The sequence below is a fragment of the Amycolatopsis sp. cmx-4-54 genome, assembly GCF_046548895.1.
GTDB lineage: Bacteria > Actinomycetota > Actinomycetes > Mycobacteriales > Pseudonocardiaceae > Amycolatopsis.
Genome location: NZ_JAEBEJ010000005.1, coordinates 329,865 through 348,189, shown reverse-complemented (window position 1 = coordinate 348,189; position 18,325 = coordinate 329,865). Strand labels below are relative to the sequence as shown.

Here is an 18,325-nt window from a genome sequence, read left to right as displayed (position 1 = left end):
GCATGAACCTGCTGCTCGGCCTGCTCACCCTGCCCGTCTACGCGCTGATGCTGTGGCCGCTCGTGGTCGCCGCCCGCCGCGTGCTGGGTGTGCGGATCGGCGTGATCCGCGCGTTTTGCGCCGCCGGCTTCGGCTGGCTGGTCGCCGGCGGCATCCTGAGCGCGTTCCCCTCGCCGATGTACACGGGCGGGGCCTTCGCGGGGCTGGTCATCCCGGTGGCGGGCGGCGCGTTCCTCGCGACGCTGATCTTCCTGTTCGTCGCGGAGTTCGTCCTGCCGTCGGGGTCGGGGCTCGGGCTGATCGGCAGGATCCGGTCGATGCGCCGCCGCGCGGCCCGGACGCGGCGCTACTCGCAGATCACCCGGCTCGCGATCAAGCACGGGCTCGGCCGGTACCTCACCGGCCGCCGCGAACCCGGCCTCGCCCAGGTCCGGCACGCCAAACTGGCGCGATCGCTGCGGCGCGCGCTGGAGGAGGGCGGCGTGACGTTCGTGAAACTCGGCCAGTTGCTCTCGACGCGCTCCGACCTGCTCCCGCCGGTATTCGTCGACGAGCTCAGCAAACTCCAGGACCAGGTCGCCTTCGCCGACGCCGACGAGGTCGCGACGGTGCTGCGGGAGGAACTGGGCGGCGCCCCTGGCGAGATCTTCGCCGAGTTCGACCCGGAACCGATCGCGGCCGCGTCGATCGCGCAGGTCTACCGCGCGAAGCTGCGCGACGGGCAGGACGTGGTCGTCAAGGTGCAGCGGCCCGGCGTGCAGGCGCTGGTCGACCGGGACCTCGACATCGTCCGCCGGGTGGCGGCCGCGCTGGACCAGCGCGCGGACTGGGCACGTTCGCTCGGCGTCGTCGACCTCGCCGAGGGATTCGCCGACGCACTGGTCGAAGAGCTCGATTTCCGCACCGAAGCCAGGAACATCGAAGCGGTCGCCGCGGCCTACTCCGGCACCGAGGTCGCCCTGCCGACCGTCCACAAAGCACTGTCCACCGAACGGGTACTGGTGATGCGGCGCCTCGAGGGCAAACCGCTCGCCGCCGCGCGGGAGCAGGTCCCGGCCGCGGAACGGGCCGACCTCGCGCGGTCGATGCTGCGGTGCGTGCTCGGCCAGGTGATGGGCAGCGGTGTCTTCCACGCCGACCCGCATCCCGGCAACGTCCTGCTGCTCACCGACGGCAGGCTGGGCCTGCTCGACTTCGGCTCCGTCGGACGGCTCGACTCCGGCCTGCGCGGCGGGCTGCAGAACCTCATCCTCGCCCTCGACCGCGGCGACCCGGCCGCGTTGCGCGACGGCCTGCTGGAGATCGTCGACCAGCCGGACGAGATCGACGAACGGCGCCTGGAGCGGGCACTGGGTTCCTTGGTGGCCAAGCATTTCAACCACGGACAGGCACCGGATCTCGATATGTTCACCGACCTGTTCCGGGTGATCGCCGACTTCCGGCTCAGCGTGCCCCCGCCGATCGCCGCCGTGTTCCGCGCGCTGGCCACCCTGGAGGGAACGCTGGCCGCCCTGGCGCCGGGATTCAATATCGTCGTCGAATCCCGCGCCTACGCCGCCGAGCAGGTAGGTGCCGGATTGCGACCGGAATCGCTGCGGTCCACGGCCACCAACGAACTGATGGCGCTCCTGCCGGTGCTGCGGCGGCTGCCTCGTCGCGTCGACCGGATCGGCAACGCGCTGGAACAGGGCAGGCTTTCGGTCAACGTCCGGCTGTTCTCCGACGAACGCGACCGCGACGTGGTCACCGGACTGGTGCACGAGATCCTGCTGGCGTTCGTCGGGGTGGCCACCGGGCTGATGGCCGTATTGCTGCTGGGCAGCGCGACCGGCCCGGAGGTCCTGGCCGGGGTCACGCTGCACCAGATGTTCGGCTACAACCTGCTGGTGGTCAGTGCGCTGGTGGGATTGCGGCTGCTCTTCGTCGTTTTCCGGCGGAGCGGGCAACGGTCACGATCGTCCCGATGACACCGAGGACGACGAGTCCGGCGCCGAGGAAAACGAGGTTCCGCGAGGAACGGAAGCCGACGTCGGCCACGGGATCACCGGGAAGCCCGGCCTCGACGAAAGCGGTGGTCTGCGGGAAGGGATCGGCACTGAGGGTGCTTCCCATGCCGACGACGACCCCGTTCACCTTCGAGAGCGGCACGGCGCCGTCGCCCGGCATGCCGACGTAGAGCCGCGAGTCGCGGGAGTTGTTGCGCTGATCCCCCACGACGAAGACCGCTTCCGGCGGCACCTGGACGCTGAACGGCCGGTACACCTTGCGGCCGGACCCGTCGTCGTCGTCGGCGTACGGCTCCTTGACCGGCTTCCCGTTGACGGTGATCAGGTTGTCGAGCGTGCAGCAGACGACCTGATCACCCCCGACGCCGATCACCCGCTTGATGATCTGACCGTCGCCGGGGCTCGCGTCCGGGAACGCGGAAAGGTCCATGAGCACGACCGCGCCGCGAGGGATCTCGGCGAGCGGGGTCCAGCGGTAGAGCACGACCGTCCCAGGCTGGACCGAGGGCAACATCCCGCCGCTGGGAACACTCACCATGCGATAGCTCATCAGGGTCACGAACCCGTATCCCCCGGTGCCCACGCCGACGACCGCCAGCAGGATCATCACGAACAGGAGCGGGGAGAATCTTCGCTTCGGCCCCGGTCTGTCGGCGGGCGGAGCGGGGAAATCCGTTTCAATCACAGCGCACAATAGCGCCGTCCCTCACCCTCGGGGCGCGTACATGATGACCCCGACCCCGGTGAGACAGATCAAGGCGCCGATGACGTCGTAGCGGTCCGGCCGGTAGCCGTCGGCGACCATCCCCCACGCCAGTGAACCCGCGACGAACACTCCGCCGTACGCGGCGAGGATGCGGCCGAAGTTGGCGTCGGGCTGGAGTGTCGCGACGAAGCCGTAGAGACCCAGTGCGACGACACCCGCGCCGATCCAGAGATAACCGCGGTGCTCCCGGACGCCCTGCCAGATCAGCCAGGCGCCGCCGATCTCCAGCAGCGCGGCGAGCGCGAACAGCGCGATGGACCGGAAGATCATTCCGGCAGCTTATTGCGGTGCGGTGTGGCCCTCATGTCGTGAGGTCTCGAACGTCGTGACAGGACTGACCAGCGAGACATCGGATCCAGTGGTCGTGAGTGGTAAGTGTCGTTCTAACGACCCAAAACACTCACGAGACTGGACCGACCCCGTACCGCCGCCCTTGCTGTGACTGAAGGGGCTGGTGGTGTTGCTGGGCCCCGGGCTCGGCTCCAACCACCCTTACCACTCACGACCCTATACCGACACGCGTATAGGCCGTTATACGACCTGGTCCCAGAGCGCGTGAAGGCCTCCTTCCCTCGGCTGAGCCGAGGGAAGGAGGCCTTCACGCGCGAAAGCAGGAATCAGACGGTGAAGCCGAGCGCCCGCAACTGTTCGCGGCCGTCGTCGGTGATCTTTTCCGGACCCCACGGCGGCATCCAGACCCAGTTGATCCGGAAGTCCTTGACCAGCCCCGTTCCCCCGCCGACGAGCGCGGCTCCGGTCTGGTCCTCGATGACGTCGGTCAGCGGGCAGGCCGCCGAGGTCAGGGTCATGTCGATGGTGGCGGTGTTGTCCGCCTCGACATGGATGCCGTAGACCAGCCCGAGGTCGACGACGTTGATGCCGAGTTCGGGGTCGACGACGTCGCGCATCGCCTCTTCGACGTCCTCGACCTTCGCCACGTCGGCACTGTCCGGGGCGGCGGTGGTCTCGGCGTCGAGGTCGGCGGCCGTGCGCCCCTCGCGGGTTTCGGTCTGCTGTTCGGTCATGCCGTCTCAACTCCGTTGGTCGTGCGGGTGACGGCGTCCTTGAACGCCATCCACCCGAGCAGGGCGCATTTCACGCGGGCCGGGTACTTGGCCACGCCGGCGAAGGCGATGCCGTCCTCCAGCACTTCCTCGTCCGGCTCGATCTGTCCTTTGCCCTGCATCAGCTCGACGAAGGCGTCCATGGTGGTGAACGCCTCCTCCACGGTGTGCCCGACGACGAGATCCGTCAAGACCGACGTGGAAGCCTGGCTGATCGAGCAGCCCTGCCCCTCGTAGGAGACGTCGGCGACTTTCCCGTCGTCGACCTTCACCCGCAGCGTCACCTCATCGCCGCAGGTCGGGTTGACCTGGAACGATTCGGCGTCGAACGGCTCGCGCAAACCGCGGCCGTGCGGGTTCTTGTAGTGGTCCAGGATGATCTCCTGGTACATGCTCTCCAGGTTCATCAGGCCACCCCGAAGAACTTCTGCGCCTCACGCACCCCGTTCACCAGCGCGTCCACTTCGGACAGGGTGTTGTAGACGTAGAACGACGCGCGCACGGTCGCGGGCACCGAGCAGGCCCGGTGCAGCGGCCACGCGCAGTGGTGCCCGACGCGGACGGCGATGCCGAGGCTGTCCAGCACCTGTCCCGAGTCGTGCGGGTGGACACCGTCGATGACGAACGAGACCAGTCCGCCGCGGTCGGCCATGTCGGTGGGGCCGATGATCCGCACACCCGGGATCTCGCCGAGCCCGGCGAGCGCCGCCTCGGTAAGCACGTGCTCGTGCGCGGCGACCCGGTCCATGCCGATCCCCGACAGGTAGTCCGCTGCCGCGCCGAGGCCGACGGCCTGCGACGTCATCGGGGTGCCCGCCTCGAACCGCTGCGGCGGCGCGGCGAAGGTGGTCTGCTCCATGCGGACCAGCTCGATCATCGAGCCGCCGGTCAGGAACGGCGGCATCGCTTCGAGCAGCTCACGACGTCCGTAAAGGACGCCGATGCCGTACGGGCCGACCATCTTGTGCCCGGCGAAAGCGGCGAAGTCGACGTCCAGGTCATGGAAGTCCACCGGGAAATGAGGCACCGACTGGCAGGCGTCCAGTACGACCAGCGCGCCGACCTTGCGGGCCTTCTCCACCAGGAACTTGACCGGGTTGATCGTGCCGAGCACGTTGGACTGATGCGTGAACGCGAGCACCTTGGTCCGCTCGGTGATCAGCTCGTCCACATTAGCCATATCGAGGCGGCCGTCGGCGGTGACGGAGAACCACTTCAGCGTCGCGCCGGTGCGCTGGCAGAGCTGCTGCCACGGCACCAGGTTCGCGTGGTGCTCCATCTCGGTGATGACGATCTCGTCGCCGGGACCGATCTTGAACCGCTCGGCGCCGGGACCGGCCGTGGCGGCGTTGCTCATCGCGTAGGCGACGAGGTTGATGCCCTCGGTGGCGTTCTTGGTGAACACCAGCTCGTGCGGGGAGGCACCGACGAACTCCGCGATCCGCACGCGGGCGGACTCGTAGGCGTCGGTCGCCTCCTCGGCGAGCTGGTGCGCGCCGCGGTGCACCGCGGCGTTCGAGGTCTCCAGGAACCGGCGCTCGGCTTCGAGCACCTGCGCCGGTTTCTGGGACGTCGCACCGGAATCCAGATACACCAAGGGTTTCCCGTCCCGCACCGTGCGGGTCAGGATCGGGAAGTCGGCCCTGATGGCCGCTACGTCCAGCGGTACAGCAGAGTTAGCCGTGGTGGTGGTCATCGGGCCAACTCCTCTCGGTGTAGTCGTGAAGTTCAGTGATCAGGCTGTACGAGCTCAGACCGCGGCGGTCTCGGTGGAGCCGGCGTACTTGACGTACCCGTTCTCCTCCAGCTCGTCCGCGAGCTCACGGCCGCCGGACGCGACGATCTTGCCGCCGGCGAACACGTGCACGAAGTCGGGCGTGATGTGCCGCAGGATCCGCGTGTAGTGCGTGATCAGCATGACGCCGGCGTCGTTGTTGGCCTTGAACTCGTTGACGCCCTCGGACACGACGCGCAGCGCGTCGACGTCGAGGCCGGAGTCGGTCTCGTCGAGGATGGCGATCTTCGGCTTGAGCAGCGCCAGCTGCAGGATCTCGTGGCGCTTCTTCTCGCCGCCGGAGAAGCCCTCGTTCACCGAACGCTCGGCGAACTCGGACGAGATCTCCAGCTTGCCCATCTCCTCCTTGACCTCCTTGACCCAGTGACGCAGCTTGGGGGCCTCGCCACGGACCGCGGTGGCCGCGGTGCGGAGGAAGTTGGACATGGACACGCCCGGCACCTCGACCGGGTACTGCATGGCGAGGAACAGGCCCGCGCGGGCGCGCTCGTCGACGCTCATCTCCAGCACGTCCTCACCGTCGAGCAGGACCTGCCCGGAGGTGACTTCGTACTTGGGGTGACCGGCGATGGCGTAGGACAGCGTGGACTTGCCCGAACCGTTGGGGCCCATGATCGCGTGGGTCTCGCCCGACTTGATGGTCAGGTTGACGCCCTTGAGGATCTCCTTGGGGCCCTCCTCGGTCGTGACCGAGGCGTGCAGATCCTTGATTTCCAGCGTAGGCATTTCTTTCCTAAAGTCTGATGTGGACGGACGAGGGCTTAGACGCCCACGGCTTCGAGCTCGGCTTCGATCGCGGCCTCGAGACGCTCGCGCACCTCGGGAACGCCGATCTTGACCAGGATCTCGTGGAAGAACCCGCGTACGACCAGGCGGCGCGCGGCGTCTTCGCCGATTCCGCGCGACTGAAGGTAGAACAACTGCTCGTCGTCGAACCTTCCCGTGGCGCTCGCGTGGCCGGCGCCTTCGATCTCGCCGGTCTCGATCTCCAGGTTCGGGATCGAGTCCGCCCGCGCGCCCGGCGTCAGCACCAGGTTGCGGTTGAGCTCGTAGGTGTCGGTGGCCTCGGCGGCCGCCCGGATCAGCACGTCGCCGACCCACACGGTGTGCGCGCCATCGCCCTGCAGCGCGCCCTTGTACATCACGCGAGACTTGCAGTTCGGCACCGCGTGGTCGACGAAGAGACGGTGCTCCTGGTGCTGCGCTTCGTCCGCGAAGTACAGGCCGAGCATCTCGACGTCGCCGCCCTTGTCGGCGAAGGTCGCCGTCGGGGAGACGCGGACGAGGTCACCGCCCAGGGTGATGACGATGTGCTTCAGCGTGGCGTCGCGGCCGAGCTTGAGGTGCTGCTCGGAGACGTGCACCGCGTCGTCGGCCCAGTCCTGGACGCTGACCACGGTCACGTTCGCCGAATCGCCGATGACGAACTCGACGTTGTCGGCGTAGGTGCCGGAGCCGGCGTGGTCGAGGACGATGACGGCCTCGGAGAACTGCTCGGCGCGCACCTGCATGTGCCCGTAGGCGACCTTGCCCTCGCCGGGGCCGGTGATCTTCACCGTCGACGGCTTGGACGTCTTCGTCTCCTTGGGCACCGTGATGACGGTGGCCTCGGTGAACGAGGAGTACGCCTGCGCGGCGATCCGGTCGCTCGGGACACCCGCGGCGCCGAGGCGCTCGTCGTCCCGGCCGACCGTCTCGATCTTCAGCTCAGGCGCGGCGTCGGCGTCCACCGTGGCCGAACCCGAAGCGGCGGCGGACCCGTCGTGCAGGCCGCGCAGCCGCTTCATCGGAGTGAACCGCCAGTTCTCCTCACGACCGCCGGGAACCTCGAAGGCCTCGACGTCGTAGGAGGTGAAGCGCTCCGCGCGGGACGTGGCCGGGATGACCACGCCCTCGCGCATCGCTTCGGAAACGTTGTTCTCGGTAACCGACATGACTAGCCGACGGACCCTTCCATCTGAAGCTCGATCAGGCGGTTCAGCTCGAGCGCGTACTCCATCGGCAGCTCACGCGCGATGGGCTCGACGAACCCGCGCACGATCATCGCCATGGCCTCGGCCTCGTCGAGACCGCGCGACATGAGGTAGAACATCTGGTCTTCGCTGACCTTCGAGACGGTCGCCTCGTGGCCCATGGAGACCTCGTCGTTGCGGATGTCGACGTACGGGTACGTGTCCGACCGCGAGATCGTGTCGACGAGCAGCGCGTCACAGACGACGCTGGACCGCGAGTGGTGCGCCCGCTTCGCGACCTTGACCAGGCCGCGGTACGAGGTGCGGCCACCGCCGCGCGCCACCGACTTCGACACGATCGTCGAGGAGGTGTGCGGCGCCAGGTGCTCCATCTTCGCGCCGGCGTCCTGGTGCTGGCCCTCGCCCGCGAACGCGACCGAGAGGACCTCGCCCTTGGCGTGCTCGCCCATGAGGAACACGGACGGGTACTTCATCGTGACCTTGGAACCGATGTTGCCGTCGATCCACTCCATGGTCGCGCCCTCTTCGCACTTGGCGCGCTTGGTGACCAGGTTGTAGACGTTGTTCGACCAGTTCTGGATGGTCGTGTACCGGCAGCGGGCGCCCTTCTTCACGATGATCTCCACGACCGCCGAGTGCAGCGAGTCGGACTGGTAGATCGGCGCGGTGCAACCCTCGACGTAGTGCACGTAGGCGTCTTCGTCGACGATGATCAGGGTCCGCTCGAACTGACCCATGTTCTCGGTGTTGATGCGGAAGTACGCCTGCAGCGGGATGTCCACCTTGACGCCCTTGGGCACGTAGATGAACGAACCGCCGGACCACACCGCGGTGTTCAGCGCGGAGAACTTGTTGTCCCCGGCCGGGATCACGGAGCCGAAGTACTCCTTGAAGATCTCCGGGTGCTCCTTGAGCGCGGTGTCGGTGTCCAGGAACAGGACGCCCTGCGCCTCCAGATCCTCGCGGATCGAGTGGTAGACGACCTCGGACTCGTACTGCGCGGCGACACCGGCGACGAGGCGCTGCTTCTCCGCCTCGGGGATGCCGAGCCGGTCGTACGTGTTCTTGATGTCCTCGGGCAGGTCTTCCCAGGAAGTGGCCTGCTTCTCACTGGACCGCACGAAGTACTTGATGTTGTCGAAGTCGATCCCGGAGAGGTCCGCACCCCAGTTGGGCATCGGCTTCAAGTCGAAGAGCTTGAGCGCCTTGAGTCGCGCTTCGCGCATCCACTCCGGCTCGGACTTCTTCGAGGAGATGTCGGTGACGACGTCCTCGTTCAGTCCGCGACGGGCCGTTGAGCCCGCCTCGTCGGAGTCCGCCCAGCCGAACGCGTACTTGCCAAGGGACTCGATGGTCTCTTCCTGGCTCATGGGCGCGGTGGTGGGAGTGCGCTGCTCGGCAGCGGCAGTCATGCGGGTTTCCCTCCATTCGGGATCCGTGCTGTGCGCCCTGGAGAGGGCGCCGTGCTTCCCGGCCCAGGTGTGGCCGGGTGACCCGTCGAGACGACGGGTACGTGTGTGGTGCACGCGTTGTCACCGCGTGCGATGGTCGCCAGCCGCTGCACGTGAGTACCCAGAAGTGCCGCGAAAGCCTCTGTCTCGGCTTCACACAGCTGAGGGAACTCGGCGGCGACGTGGGCGACCGGGCAATGGTGCTGGCAGAGCTGTTCGCCGACGCCGACCTGACGGGTCGACGCAGCGTAACCCTCCCTGGTCAGCGCCGCAGCGAGGGCCTCGGCGCGCGAGGCGGGGTCCGCGTGCTTGGTGATCGCGTCCTGATGCGGGCCGACCAGCGAAGCGACGCGAGCCTCCGCGAAGGCCTTCACGGCGTCTTCGCCGGCGTGTTCGGCGAGGAAGCGGATGGCCGAGGACGCGAGGTCGTCGTAGGCGTGCCCGAACCGGGCGCGACCGGCTTCGGTGAGGAGGAAGTTCTTGGCCGGACGGCCTCGTCCGCGGGGGCCGCGGCGGGGCGCGTCCCGGGTTTCGGCCTCGCCGTCGGCGAGCAGGGCGTCGAGATGACGGCGGACGGCGGCGGCGCTGATCCCCAGCTGCTCGGCCACCACCACGGCGGTCATCGGACCCTGTTCCAGCAGCAAACGGGCCACTTCGTGCCTGGTCCGCCCCTCGGGACCGACCTGCACGGGGACAGGCTGGACCTCGGCGCGGGGCATGTCGCCACCGGCCTCGTCCTGCGTCCCCGTCTTTTTCACAACACAAGTGTGACGTATTTCCGGGGAGACGGCAAAGAGGGGTGCCTCACGGAGTGGCGTGGGTCACGTCCGCCGGGGTCGAGCACAGGGGAAACCACGTACCCGCCCGGTCTGTTCCCGGCATCGCTACCCTTCGTGCGTGGTAGTGGGCGATCACCCGGCACAGCGGGGCACGGACGGGGCGAAGCCGGAAGACCGCGCGGCCGGGCCGGTGGCGACGCTCGTCCCCGGGCGCCCGCACGAGCCGGAACCGCTGGACGATAAGGAACTGCGCGGACTGAACGTGGTCCGCCGGTTCGGCGCGGTCGGTTCGCTCTTCCTCGCCCTCGGCTCGCTCGGCGCGGGAGCCGCCCCGGTGATCAACCCGGTGCAGGAGATCCCGGTCCTGCGGCTGTTCACCCGGATCCCGATGGTCTCGCTCGCGATGGGCCTCGCGGGCATGGCGATCATCGTGCTCAGCTGGCTGCTGCTCGGCCGGTTCGCGCAACCCGCGCGCCGCCGCCTCGCCACCCAGGGCCAGCTCGCCCGCACCATCGCGCTCTGGTGCGCGCCGCTGCTGTTCATCCCGCCGCTGTTCTCCCGTGACGTCTACAGCTATCTCGCGCAGAGCGAGATCGTCGCCCGCGGGATGGACCCGTATTCCCTCGGCCCGGCCGAGGCCCTCGGTGTCTCCGACCCGCTGACCTCCGGTGTCTCGAACATGTGGCGCGAGACGCCGGCGCCCTACGGCCCGCTGCTGCTGCGTCTCGGCGGCTGGCTCGCCCCGCTGAGCAGCGGCAACATCGTCACCGGGGTGCTGCTGCAGCGCGGGCTCGCGCTGATCGGCGTCATCCTGATCATCTGGGCGCTGCCCCGGCTGGCCCGGCGGTTCGGCGTGCAGCCCGCCACCGCGCTGTGGCTCGGCGCGGCGAACCCGCTGCTGATCTTCCACTTCGTCGCCGGCGCCCACAACGACGCGCTCGCGATCGGGCTCATGGTGGCCGGGCTGGAGGTCGGTCTCCAGCGGATGCCGGTGCGGTTCAAGGACGACGCCCCTCCCCCGCTGGCCAAGGGCGAACTGCTCTACATCGGGCTCGGAGTGGCGCTCATCACCCTCGGCGTCGCGGTGAAGATCAACGCGGTCCTGGCGCTGCCGTTCTTCACGGTGATGGTGGCCAGACGCCGGCACGGCCGGATCAAGGACCTGGTCACCGCCGCGGTGCCGATGGCGCTGTTGTTCGGCGTGGTGCTGGTGGCGGTCTGTTACGGCACCGGACTCGGTTTCGGCTGGGTCGGCGCGCTCGGGACACCGGGACTGGTCCGCTCGTGGATCTCGCCGACGTCGGAACTCGCCGCGCTCGGCGGCGTCCTCGGCATCGCGCTCGGCCTGGGCAACCACACCAACGCGATGGTGCCGATCCTCGGCACGCTGGGCTACCTCGTCGCGGGCGCGGTGACGGTCAAGTTCCTCTGGGACAGCTTCAAATGGCGCTACCGGCCGATCATCGGCCTCGGTGTTTCGCTGGGCGCGGTGATGGTGCTGCACGTCGCGCTCCAGCCCTGGTACCTGCTGTGGGCGATCATCCCGCTCGCCGCGGCGGCGGGGACCTCGCGGTTCCGCATCGCCGCGACGATCGTCACCGCCGTCCTGCCGTTCCTGTTGCCGACGACGGGAAGCACCTTCGAGGGTCGCGGTTTCGTCCTGCCGTTCGCGTGGGCCGCCGCCGGGGTCGTCACGCTTCTGGGGCTGTTCATCGTCCACCGCCTCTCACCACTGCTGCTGTCCAGACCGTCCCCGGAGCATTCGGTCCCGGCGTGACGCCGTATCGTGACCTGTCGTGAACGCCCCCGCCGTCGAGATCACCGGGCTGGTGAAACGCTACGGATCCACCACCGCCGTCGATGGACTCGACCTGCGGATGGAACGTGGCGCACTGCTCGCTCTGCTCGGCCCGAACGGGGCCGGCAAGACCACCACCGTCGAGATCTGCGAAGGCTTCCTGCGGCCTGACGACGGCGAAGTCCGGGTGCTGGGCCTGAATCCGGCACGCGACGGCGCCGCGCTGCGGCCCCGGATCGGCGTGATGCCCCAGGGTGGCGGCGCGTATCCCGGCGTCCGCGCCGACGAGATGCTCGGTCTGGTCGCCGCGTGTGCCGCGAACCCGCTCGACCCGGCCTGGCTACTGGACGTCCTCGGTCTCGCGGGAGCGCGGAAGACGCCGTTCAAACGGCTTTCCGGCGGGCAGCAGCAGCGGCTCTCGCTCGCCTGCGCGCTCGTCGGACGACCGGAACTGCTCTTCCTCGACGAACCGACGGCGGGGATGGACCCGCAAGCTCGCCGCCTGGTCTGGGATCTGCTCGGAGCGCTGCGCGCCGACGGGGTCAGCGTGCTGCTCACCACGCATCTGATGGAGGAGGCCGAAACGCTGGCCGACACCGTGGTGATCGTGGACCACGGCAAGGTCGTCGTCGAAGGTTCCCCGCGGTCGCTGACCGTCGAGGCCGGGGAGTCCGCGCAGCTGCGGTTCAAGGCCCGGACGCGGCTCGACACGGCGCTGCTGACCGCGGCGCTGCCCGAGGGGCACCTCGTCCACGAGTCGTCGCCGGGGACGTACCTCGTCGAGGGCCCGATCGACCCGCAGGTGGTGTCGACGGTGACAGCGTGGTGCGCGCAGCAGGGTGTCATGCCCGAGGAACTGCAGGTCGGCAGGCGCACGCTGGAAGAGGTCTTCCTGGAGCTGACCGGACGGGAACTGCGCGCATGACGACCACCCCCACGCCGCGGTTCGCCCCGGGCACGTTCACCCCGGCTCCCGGCCGCGGTTCGCTCGGCAAGATGCTGCGCACGCACGCGAAGGTCGAAGCGAGCCTGACGCTGCGCCACGGCGAGCAGATCCTGCTGACCCTGCTGATCCCGCTCGCGCTGCTGATCGGCCTGTCGCTGCTGGACATCCTGCCGTCGTCGCAACTCGGCGATTCGTCCAAAGTGGACTGGATCACGCCGAGGATCCTGGCGCTGGCGGTGATGTCTTCGGCGTTCACCGGGCAGGCCATCGCGCTGGGCTTCGACCGCCGTTACGGGGTCCTCAAACGACTTTCCGCCACCGCGCTCCCCCGCTGGCTGCTCGTCGCGGGCCGGGTGGCCGCCGCGCTGGTCGTGGTCGCGCTGCAGGCGGTGATCCTCGGTGGCGTCGCCGCACTGCTGGGCTGGTCGCCGTCGCCGGGTGGGGTCCTCGGTGCCGTCCCGTTCCTGATCGTCGGCACGCTCGCGTTCGGCGCGCTGGGCCTGTTGCTCGGCGGGGCGCTGCGCGCGGAGGCCGTGCTGGCGCTGGCGAACATCGTCTGGTTCGTCCTCCTGCTCGCCGGCGGCATCCTGCTGGCGCCGTCGACCATGCCCTCCGGCGTCGCGTGGATCGTCGAACTCCTGCCCTCGGGCGCGCTCGCCGAAGGCCTGCGGTCGGTCCTGCTGGACGGCTCGTTCGGCTGGGGCCCGTTCGCGGTCCTCGTCGGCTGGGGCGTCGTCGCGGGCGCGCTGGCGAGCAAGACCACGAAGCTGACCTGAGGCGGCCGACACAGCGGGTGCGGCCGGTGGAACGCTCTCAGGAAGGGCGTTCTAGCATCGGACGGTGCCGTTCCAGAGCCTTGTAGCGCGTCTGCCGTATCCCTCGTCCGCGGTCCAGCGAGCGGTCGCGATGGCGGCGGTGATCGCTCAGGCCGGAATCGGCGTCACCGGCTCGGTCGTCCGGGTGACGGGTTCGGGCCTCGGCTGCCCGACCTGGCCGCAGTGCGTCGAAGGCAGCATCGTGCCCGTCGCGCATCCCGAATTGGACATGCTCACCCAGTGGATCGAGTTCAGCAACCGGATGTTGACCGGGGTGGTCATCCTGGTCGCCGCGTTGTGCGTGATCACCGCGTGGCGCGTGCAGATCGAGCACCCGAGCCGCCGCCGTCTGGTGAAGCTGGCCTGGACGATGCCCGCCGGCGTGATGCTGCAGGCCGTCGTCGGCGGGATCACCGTGCTCGCGAAACTCGAATGGTGGACCGTCGCGCTCCACTTCCTGGCCTCCACTCCCCTGGTCTGGCTCGCGGTCCTGCTGCTGCGTGCGTTCAAGGAGGGCGACGAACCCGCCCGCTGGCTGATCCCGGACGCGGGCCGCAAGACGCTGATCGCGCTCGCCGTGTCCATGTGGGCCGTCCTCGCGGCGGGAACCACCGTGACCGGGGCGGGCCCGCACGGCGGCGACCCCGGCACCCACCGGCTCCAGGCCCCGATCGAGACCCTCACCCAGATCCACGGCGGGCTGCTGGTGGTCTACCTGATCGTGCTGGCCGTCTTCGGCCTCCAGCTGATGCGTGGCGAGACACCGAAGCAGCTGTGGCAGCGGTACACCATCGTATGGGTCGTCGCGGTCCTCCAGGGCGTCGTGGGCTCGGTGCAGTACGCCCTCGGTGTCCCGGAGGCGCTGGTCTCGTTCCACGTCCTCGGCTCCGCGCTGGTGATCATCTCGACCGCGGCACTGTGGTGCGGTTCACGCGATCGCGGGTCCGCGCCGGTTTCGCCCGCCGCTGACCGGGAACTCGCCACTTCGAACTGACCCCCTGGCAAACCGGACGTAACCCCCGGGCGGCGTGCTCGCCAGACACTGCCCTTACGCTGCGTTCGGTGCCCCGCACGGGGGTCACCACCGAGTCGAGGCACGAGGTGTCGTATGACCGCCAGCACCGAGCCGGACGCACCGGCCAGTCCGTCCAAACCCCTGATCTCCCACCGCCGGGGCTCCGGGGAGATGCTGATACTCAAGACCTTCCTACTGGTCCCGTTCGTCGCGCTGCTCGCCGCCGTGCCGATCGTGTGGGGCTGGGGTATGACCTGGGTCGATCTGGCGCTGGCGGCCGTGTTCTACACCGTCGGGACGCTCGGGGTGACCGTCGGATACCACCGCTACTTCACCCACGGCGCCTTCAAGGCCGGGCGGCCGCTGCGTGTGGCGCTCGCGATCGCCGGCAGTTTCGCGGTGCAGGGTTCGGTCATCTTCTGGGTGGCCAGCCACCGTCGCCACCACGCCTTCGCCGACCGCGAAGGCGACCCGCACTCCCCCTGGCTGTTCGGGACGTCGCCCTCGGCGCTGCTGCGCGGTTTCTGGCACGCGCACATGGGCTGGATGTTCAGCCGCGAGGTGACCAACTACGACCGCTTCGCGCCGGACCTGGTGGCCGACAAGGATCTTCGAGTGGTGAACCGGTACTTCTGGCTGTGGATCACGCTGAGTCTCGCGCTGCCCGCGGTGCTCGGCGGGCTGATCAGCTGGTCGTGGTGGGGTGCGGTGACCGGGTTCTTCTGGGCCGGGCTGGTCCGGATCGCGTTCCTGCACCACGTCACCTGGTCGGTGAACTCGATCTGTCACCTGGTCGGCGAGCGCCCGTTCGCCAGCCGTGACAAGGCGGCGAACTTCTGGCCGCTGGCGATCCTGTCCATGGGCGAGTCGTGGCACAACTCCCACCACGCCGACCCGACCTGCGCGCGGCACGGTGTCCTGCGCGGACAGGTCGACGTGTCGGCGCGGGTGATCTGGCTGTTCGAGAAGTTCGGCTGGGCGCGGGACGTGCGGTGGCCGAAGCCGGAGCGCTTGGCCGCGAAACTCGTCAAGCCCGCCTGACCCCCGTCGCAATCAGTCCTCTGAATGCGGTAGTTGCACACGCATCCACCGCATTCAGAGGACGAAACGCGGGGCGTCAGGCGAGTTGCTGGCGTACGGCGGAGGCGAACCGCCAGGCCGCGGCGGCGTCGGTCTGCCGGAACCCGAGCGAAGGCTCGACGAGCTCCAGTTCCAGCACCAGTGGCCGCCCGTCCGGCCCGGCGACGAGGTCGACGCGGGCGTAAAGCAGTTCCGCGCGCAGGATGCCGAGCAGCGCCGCCGTCGCGTCCAGAGCGTCTTCGGCCAGCGCGCGGAAGGTCGCAGCGGGCTGCACGGGAGCGAGCTTCTCCGTCACGTACAGCCCGGACTCGTCGAGTTCCCGGCCCAGCATCGCGGCCTTCGAGAACGCGTGCGAGTACACACCGCCGAAGTACACCAGCGCGATCTCGCCCGCACTGTCCACACTGGACTGATACGGCTGGAGCAGCACCGTGTTCCCGTCGGCCTGCAGCCCGGAGAGGTGCGCGGCGGCCGCGTCGCCCGCGGTGAACCGGCCCGCTCCCCGCGAGCCGGCGCCGATGGCGGGCTTCAGCACGAACTCGTCCTTGGGCCAGCGCGGGGCCTTCTCGTCCGGCGCGATCAGGGTCGTCGGCACGACCGCGACCCCGGCGTCGCCGAGTTCGGCCAGGTAGGACTTGTCGGTGTTCCACCGCGCGACCTCGGCCGAATTGGCCAGCGCCGGCACGGACTCGGTCCAGGACAGGAACTCGTCGCGGCGCTCGGCGTAGTCCCAGGTGGCACGCAGCACGACGATGTCCGCGGCGGCGAAGTCGACGGTCGTGTCGTCCCAAGCGGCCCAGCGGGTCTTGAAGCCCAGGTCGGCCAGCGCCTCGGGTACGGCGTGCTCGTCGCCGTCGCCGTCGGGCAGCGCGGAGCAGCCGACGAAGATCGCGGAGCCGCTCACTTCCCCGCCATCCGGCGGCGGTGCTCGGCGCCGATCTTGGTGGCCTTCACGGTCTCGCTGTCCCACTCGGCGGGCTCGAGGTCTTCGACGGCCTCGACCAGCGCCTCGCCCGCCTCCACGGAGGTGACGACGACGTCGCCGAGCGCGCCGTCGGCGCCTACGAGCACGACCCGCGCCCCGACCCGGCCGATGTTCTCCACCACCGCGCGCGACGGCTTCCCGTGCCGCTTCACGAAGTCGCGGGCGGCCGCGACCTGGCGCGACGTGGGGGCGGCGGTCTCGGTCTTCTCTTCGGTCTCAGCCACGCGCCGAGCTTAACCGCGAAAGGCCCGAGGCGCGGAATAACCGTGGCGTCGGCCATAGTTGTGCCGGTCGGAACGACCTTGAACGAGGAGGATGTATGCCCGCGGCAGTGCAGATCCGGCGAACCGGTGGTCCCGAAGTCCTTGAGCTGTCGGAAGTCGAGGTCGGTGAACCCGGTTCCGGTGAACTGCTCGTGGACGTCGCGGCGGCGGGCGTCAACTACATCGACACCTATCACCGCGAGGGCATCTACCCGGTCGACACGCCGTTCATCCTGGGCATGGAGGGGGCAGGCACGGTGGCCGCGGCCGGCGCGGACGTGACCGGGTTCGCCGTCGGCGACCGCGTCGCCTGGCAGGGCTCGCTCGGCAGCTACGCCCAGCGTCGTCTGGTTCCCGCCACGATCGCGGTGAAGATCCCGGACGGCGTTTCCGAGGAGACCGCCGCCGCCACGATGCTCCAGGGGATCACCGCGCACGCGCTGATCGCCTCGACCTACGACGTCAAGGCCGGTGACGACGTGCTGATCCACGCCGCGGCGGGCGGCATGGGCCTGCTGCTGGTCCAGCTGGCCAAGGCACGCGGCGCCCGGGTCATCGGCACCGTCTCCACGGACGAGAAGGCCGAACTCGCCAAGCAGGCGGGCGCGGACGACGTCATCCGCTACGACCAGGTCGACTTCGCCGAGGCCACCCGCGACCTCACCGGCGGCAAGGGTGTCGAGGTCGTCTACGACGGCGTCGGCAAGTCCACTGTGGACGGCAGCCTGGCGAGCCTGAAGATCCGCGGCCTGCTCGCCCTCTACGGCGCGGCCAGCGGCCCGGTGCCGCCGATCGACCCGCAGCAGCTCAACCGCAGCGGCTCGGTTTACCTCACCCGCCCGACTTCCGCGCATTACGTGCTCACCCGCGAGGAACTGGAGTGGCGCGTGAACGAGCTGTTCGCCGCCGTCGGAGACGGCTCGCTGAACATCCGGATCGGCGGCCGCTACCCGCTGGCCGACGCCCGTCAGGCGCACGAAGACCTCCAGGGCCGCCGCACCACCGGCAAGCTCCTGCTGATCCCGTGACGACACTCTGGCCGGAAGAAGTCCGGCTCACCGCTGAGGGGCTCGTCCTGCGGGAGTGGGTCGAGGACGACATCGCGCACATGCCGGGACTGTTCGACAACCCGGCCGTCGCGCGGTTCACGCCGCTGCCTTCCCCGTTCGACGAGGTGGCCGCGAAGGCCCACTACGCGAAGTCCGTCGCCCGCCGCGCGGAAGGCAACGGACTACGGCTCGCCATCACCGCCGACGGCGGCGATCCGCTCGGCGAGGTGGTGCTGTTCCTGAAAGAGGACGCGGCCGAACTCGGGTACGCCGTCGGTCCCGCCCACCGGGGGCAGGACCTGGCGGCACGGTCGCTGCGGGTCCTCACCGCTCACGCGCTGGACCTCGGGCTCGGACCGCTGCAGCTGAAGATCGACGCCGAGAACGCGGCCAGCCAGGCCGTCGCCCGCCGCGTCGGCTATGCCCCGACCGACGCCGCGCCCGAGACGAAGGTCGAGAAGGGGCTGGAGATCACGCTGCTCACCTGGGAGTACGCCGGCTGAGCAGGACGCCGTGAAGGCCTCCTTGAGGGACTTTGGG

19 protein-coding genes are annotated in these 18,325 nt (G+C 69.3%); 8 read left to right on the top strand and 11 right to left on the bottom strand.

The window, feature by feature from the left end:
- Positions 1 to 2: 2 nt before the first annotated feature.
- Positions 3 to 1,967: an ABC1 kinase family protein gene (locus tag ACLJQ7_RS18860; RefSeq protein ID WP_410649481.1), complete on the top strand. Its 1,965-nt coding sequence runs from the start codon at positions 3 to 5 to the stop codon at positions 1,965 to 1,967.
- Here the strand turns inward: ACLJQ7_RS18860 and lepB are convergent.
- The 9 genes from lepB to ACLJQ7_RS18815 all read right to left on the bottom strand — a co-directional run bounded on the left by lepB (position 1,891) and on the right by ACLJQ7_RS18815 (position 9,813).
- Positions 1,891 to 2,691 (bottom strand): signal peptidase I, encoded by an 801-nt coding sequence (lepB, locus tag ACLJQ7_RS18855; RefSeq protein ID WP_410649480.1) that lies wholly within the window; start codon positions 2,689 to 2,691, stop codon positions 1,891 to 1,893. The two genes, ACLJQ7_RS18860 and lepB, sit on opposite strands and share 77 nt — an antisense overlap.
- 21 nt (positions 2,692 to 2,712) lie before the next feature.
- Positions 2,713 to 3,042, bottom strand: coding sequence for a YnfA family protein (locus tag ACLJQ7_RS18850; protein ID WP_410649479.1), 330 nt, complete (start codon positions 3,040 to 3,042; stop codon positions 2,713 to 2,715).
- Positions 3,043 to 3,389: 347 nt separating this feature from the next.
- Entirely contained in the window at positions 3,390 to 3,797 is a 408-nt protein-coding gene (locus tag ACLJQ7_RS18845; protein ID WP_125783747.1) for a metal-sulfur cluster assembly factor, read from the bottom strand.
- Positions 3,794 to 4,243 carry a Fe-S cluster assembly sulfur transfer protein SufU gene (gene sufU, locus ACLJQ7_RS18840; protein WP_125783745.1) on the bottom strand — a complete coding sequence of 150 codons (450 nt, stop codon included), beginning with the start codon at positions 4,241 to 4,243 and terminating at the stop codon, positions 3,794 to 3,796. The genes ACLJQ7_RS18845 and sufU overlap by 4 nt, the downstream gene beginning before the upstream one ends.
- Positions 4,243 to 5,532 carry a cysteine desulfurase gene (locus ACLJQ7_RS18835; RefSeq protein ID WP_410649478.1) on the bottom strand — a complete coding sequence of 430 codons (1,290 nt, stop codon included), beginning with the start codon at positions 5,530 to 5,532 and terminating at the stop codon, positions 4,243 to 4,245. The genes sufU and ACLJQ7_RS18835 overlap by 1 nt, the downstream gene beginning before the upstream one ends.
- Positions 5,533 to 5,586: 54 nt before the next feature.
- Positions 5,587 to 6,357, bottom strand: coding sequence for a Fe-S cluster assembly ATPase SufC (sufC, locus tag ACLJQ7_RS18830; RefSeq protein ID WP_125793823.1), 771 nt, complete (start codon positions 6,355 to 6,357; stop codon positions 5,587 to 5,589).
- A gap of 35 nt (positions 6,358 to 6,392) precedes the next feature.
- The gene (gene sufD, locus ACLJQ7_RS18825) at positions 6,393 to 7,565 is read right to left on the bottom strand and encodes a Fe-S cluster assembly protein SufD (RefSeq protein WP_410649477.1); all 1,173 of its coding nucleotides are present in this window, start codon (positions 7,563 to 7,565) and stop codon (positions 6,393 to 6,395) included.
- A gap of 2 nt (positions 7,566 to 7,567) precedes the next feature.
- Positions 7,568 to 8,974 carry a Fe-S cluster assembly protein SufB gene (gene sufB, locus ACLJQ7_RS18820; RefSeq protein WP_410579314.1) on the bottom strand — a complete coding sequence of 469 codons (1,407 nt, stop codon included), beginning with the start codon at positions 8,972 to 8,974 and terminating at the stop codon, positions 7,568 to 7,570.
- Positions 8,975 to 9,012: 38 nt separating this feature from the next.
- A complete protein-coding gene (locus tag ACLJQ7_RS18815; RefSeq protein WP_410649476.1) occupies positions 9,013 to 9,813 on the bottom strand; it encodes a helix-turn-helix transcriptional regulator in 801 nt (266 codons plus the stop codon).
- 211 nt (positions 9,814 to 10,024) lie between these two features.
- Here ACLJQ7_RS18815 and mptB point away from each other — a divergent pair, with 211 nt between their 5' ends.
- The 5 genes from mptB (at position 10,025) to ACLJQ7_RS18790 (ending at position 15,449) form a co-directional block, all read left to right on the top strand.
- Entirely contained in the window at positions 10,025 to 11,611 is a 1,587-nt protein-coding gene (gene mptB / locus ACLJQ7_RS18810) for a polyprenol phosphomannose-dependent alpha 1,6 mannosyltransferase MptB (RefSeq protein ID WP_410649813.1), read from the top strand.
- A gap of 19 nt (positions 11,612 to 11,630) precedes the next feature.
- Positions 11,631 to 12,557, top strand: coding sequence for an ABC transporter ATP-binding protein (locus tag ACLJQ7_RS18805; protein WP_410649475.1), 927 nt, complete (start codon positions 11,631 to 11,633; stop codon positions 12,555 to 12,557).
- The gene (locus ACLJQ7_RS18800) at positions 12,554 to 13,354 is read left to right on the top strand and encodes an ABC transporter permease (RefSeq protein ID WP_410649474.1); all 801 of its coding nucleotides are present in this window, start codon (positions 12,554 to 12,556) and stop codon (positions 13,352 to 13,354) included. Before ACLJQ7_RS18805 ends, ACLJQ7_RS18800 begins: the two co-directional genes overlap by 4 nt.
- A 64-nt stretch (positions 13,355 to 13,418) precedes the next feature.
- Positions 13,419 to 14,387, top strand: a complete 969-nt coding sequence (locus tag ACLJQ7_RS18795) for a COX15/CtaA family protein (protein WP_410649473.1) — start codon at positions 13,419 to 13,421, stop codon at positions 14,385 to 14,387.
- 114 nt (positions 14,388 to 14,501) lie between these two features.
- Complete coding sequence (locus ACLJQ7_RS18790) at positions 14,502 to 15,449, top strand: acyl-CoA desaturase (protein ID WP_410649472.1); 948 nt, start codon at positions 14,502 to 14,504, stop codon at positions 15,447 to 15,449.
- 76 nt (positions 15,450 to 15,525) lie between these two features.
- Here ACLJQ7_RS18790 and ACLJQ7_RS18785 read toward each other — a convergent pair whose 3' ends face one another.
- Positions 15,526 to 16,392: a RimK family alpha-L-glutamate ligase gene (locus tag ACLJQ7_RS18785; protein ID WP_410649471.1), complete on the bottom strand. Its 867-nt coding sequence runs from the start codon at positions 16,390 to 16,392 to the stop codon at positions 15,526 to 15,528.
- Positions 16,389 to 16,697 carry a hypothetical protein gene (locus tag ACLJQ7_RS18780; protein WP_034311792.1) on the bottom strand — a complete coding sequence of 103 codons (309 nt, stop codon included), beginning with the start codon at positions 16,695 to 16,697 and terminating at the stop codon, positions 16,389 to 16,391. Before ACLJQ7_RS18780 ends, ACLJQ7_RS18785 begins: the two co-directional genes overlap by 4 nt.
- 95 nt (positions 16,698 to 16,792) lie before the next feature.
- Here ACLJQ7_RS18780 and ACLJQ7_RS18775 point away from each other — a divergent pair, with 95 nt between their 5' ends.
- Together ACLJQ7_RS18775 and ACLJQ7_RS18770 are read left to right on the top strand one after the other, a co-directional pair.
- Complete coding sequence (locus tag ACLJQ7_RS18775; RefSeq protein WP_410649470.1) at positions 16,793 to 17,764, top strand: quinone oxidoreductase family protein; 972 nt, start codon at positions 16,793 to 16,795, stop codon at positions 17,762 to 17,764.
- Positions 17,761 to 18,288, top strand: a complete 528-nt coding sequence (locus ACLJQ7_RS18770) for a GNAT family N-acetyltransferase (RefSeq protein ID WP_410649469.1) — start codon at positions 17,761 to 17,763, stop codon at positions 18,286 to 18,288. The genes ACLJQ7_RS18775 and ACLJQ7_RS18770 overlap by 4 nt, the downstream gene beginning before the upstream one ends.
- The last annotated feature ends 37 nt before the right edge of the window (positions 18,289 to 18,325 follow it).